Origin of the sequence: Halomonas sp. BC1 (genome assembly GCF_002078135.1) — a bacterium.
GTDB lineage: Bacteria > Pseudomonadota > Gammaproteobacteria > Pseudomonadales > Halomonadaceae > Vreelandella > Vreelandella stevensii.
In genome coordinates, this window is sequence record NZ_LFGS01000003.1 from 140,507 (window position 1) to 143,052 (window position 2,546).

4 protein-coding genes are annotated in these 2,546 nt (G+C 66.1%); all 4 read left to right on the forward strand.

Annotated elements, in window-relative coordinates:
* Positions 1-536: flagellar basal body rod protein FlgF (locus tag B7L72_RS01470; protein WP_081192147.1), on the forward strand; the 536-nt coding region annotated here is incomplete at its 5' end.
* Positions 537-550: 14 nt separating this feature from the next.
* Positions 551-1,333 carry a flagellar basal-body rod protein FlgG gene (flgG, locus tag B7L72_RS01475; protein ID WP_081139151.1) on the forward strand — a complete coding sequence of 261 codons (783 nt, stop codon included), beginning with the start codon at positions 551-553 and terminating at the stop codon, positions 1,331-1,333.
* Between the two features lie 69 nt (positions 1,334-1,402).
* Positions 1,403-2,041, forward strand: a complete 639-nt coding sequence (locus B7L72_RS01480; protein WP_371317412.1) for a flagellar basal body L-ring protein FlgH — start codon at positions 1,403-1,405, stop codon at positions 2,039-2,041.
* 62 nt (positions 2,042-2,103) lie between these two features.
* A partial coding sequence (locus B7L72_RS01485; RefSeq protein ID WP_176212815.1) for a flagellar basal body P-ring protein FlgI occupies positions 2,104-2,546 on the forward strand: 443 nt, incomplete at its 3' end.

Genomic DNA, 2,546 nt, shown 5'->3' on the forward strand with positions numbered 1-2,546 from the left:
GCACCGGGCGCGAGCTGGACGTCGCTCTCGAGGGTGGCGCCTGGCTCGCCGTGCAGGCCGACGACGGGAGCGAGGCCTATACCCGGCGTGGCGACCTGCAGGTGGATGGAGATGGCATCGTCATGCTCGCCGGGCGACCGGTGATCGGCGAGGGCGGGCCCATCGTCGTGCCGCTGGGCGCCCAGCTTTCGGTGGGCAGCGACGGTACCTTGAGCGCCATCGGCCAGGGCGAGGATCCCGATGCGCTGGTCGACGTCGGGCGTCTCAAGCTGGTGACGCCCGAGGCGGACCTGCTGCGCGGCGACGACGGCCTGTTCCGGCCGCCCGTCGGCGAAGAGGGCGAGCCGGTCGTGCTCGAGGCGGACGAAGATGCGCGCCTGGTCAGCGGTACCCTGGAGGGCAGCAATGTCAGTGCTGTCGAGAGCATGGTGGCGATGATCGACGTGGCGCGGCGCTACGACATGCAGATGAAGGTGATCGGTAGCGCCGACGAGAATGCCCAGCGCGCCAACAACCTGCTCTCCATTCAGGGTTAACGAGGAACCGAACGATGATCAAATCGCTGTGGACCGCCAAGACCGGTCTCGAATCGCAGCAGGTGCAGTTGGACGTGATCTCCAACAACCTGGCCAACGTGAGCACCAACGGCTTCAAGCGCTCGCGGGCGGTGTTCGAGGACCTGCTCTATCAGAACCTGCGCCAGCCCGGGGCGCAGAACAACGTCCAGAACCGTTTGCCTTCCGGCATGCAGGTGGGAACCGGCGTGCGCCCGGTGGCCACCGAGCGCCTGCACACTCAGGGCGGCTTGCAGAATACCGAGAACTCCCGCGACCTGGCGATCAACGGGCAGGGGTTCTTCCAGGTGCTGCTGCCCGACGGTACCACCGCCTACACCCGTGACGGCAGCTTCCAGATCGACGAGAACGGCCAGATGGTCACCGCCAACGGCTATCCGATGGAGCCGGCGATCATCATTCCCGACAACGCCCTGTCGCTGAGCGTGGGCGAGGACGGCATCGTCACCGTGACCCAGCCGGGCACCTCCCAGGACACCCAGATCGGCCAGATCACCATCTCGACCTTCGTCAATCCCACCGGTCTGCAGAGCATCGGCGGCAATCTCTATCTGGAGACCACCTCTTCCGGTCCTCGCAACGAGACGATGCCGGGCATGAACGGGGCCGGGCGGCTGATGCAGAACTACGTGGAGACCTCCAACGTCAACGTGGTGGAGGAGATGGTCAGCATGATCCAGACCCAGCGGGCCTACGAAATCAACAGCAAGGCGGTGCAGACCAGCGACGAGATGCTGGCGCGCCTCGCGCAGCTGTAATCCGACGAGGGCGGACGACGCATGAAAGGGCAGACCTCTTCGCACCTGTGGCGGCTGGCGGTGGCGGCCATGATGGTATCCATCATGGCCGGCTGTGCGCAGATTCCGCGCGCCTCCCTGGTGGGCGAGCAGGAGATGATCAATATCGCCGAGCCGCCGCCGCCGATTCCCAATGGCTCCATCTATCAGGCGCATCGCGGCGTCCAGCCGCTGTTCGAGGATCGTCGCCCGCGTCAGGTGGGGGACATCCTCACCATCGTGCTCGACGAGCAGGTCAGCGCCAGCTCCAACTCCCAGAGCAGCGCCACCCGCAATGGCTCGGCGAATCTCGACATCATGCAGATTCCCGATGTGATCGACTTCCTGGTCGACTACGGGTTCGACGTGTCGGGGGGCAACGCCTTTTCGGGAGGCGGGGGCACCCAGGCCAGCAACAACTTCACCGGTACCATCACCGTGTCGGTGCTCGAGGTGATGCATAACGGCAACCTGCGGGTGCGCGGCGAGCGCCAGGTCGGCATCAACCAGGGGCGCGAGTTCATCCGCTTCTCGGGGGTGGTCAATCCGCGCACCATCACCGGCCAGAATACCGTGCCTTCGACGCAGGTCGCCGATGCGCGCATCGAGTACGTCGGCGACGGCTATATCAACGAGGCACAGCACATGGGCTGGCTGCAGCGCTTCTTCCTCAATGTCTCGCCTTTCTGATCGGGAGCGTTCGATAGATGCCTAGGAATTCTTGCTTCATGCTCTCATCGCGGATCTCGCCCATGGCCTGGCTGTTCGGCGCGGCGCTGTGGCTCGCCCTGGCGGCGCCGGTCCAGGCCGAGCGGCTGCGCGACCTGGCGACCTTCGCCGGCGTTCGCGACAACGCCCTGGTGGGCTATGGCCTGGTGGTGGGACTCGACGGTACCGGCGACCAGACCATGCAGGCGCCCTTCACCGGGCAGAGTCTGACCAACATGCTCTCCCAGCTCGGCATCACCGTGCCGCCGGGGACCAACATGCAGCTGCGCAATGTGGCGGCGGTGATGGTGACCGCCGACCTGCCGCCCTTTTCGCAGCCGGGGCAGCGTCTCGACGTGGTGGTATCGTCGATCGGCAACGCCCGCAGCCTGCGCGGCGGCACCCTGCTGATGACCCCGCTCAAGGGCGCCGACGGCGAGACCTACGCCATCGCTCAGGGCAACCTGCTGGTTGGCGGCGCCGGAGC

What these genes read in the sequence shown, in the direction of transcription:
- B7L72_RS01480 (WP_371317412.1), top strand. Translation starts at nt 1,403, where the DNA reads ATGATGGTATCCATCATGGCCGGCTGTGCGCAGATTCCGCGCGCCTCC.
- flgG (WP_081139151.1), top strand. Translation starts at nt 551, where the DNA reads ATGATCAAATCGCTGTGGACCGCCAAGACCGGTCTCGAATCGCAGCAG.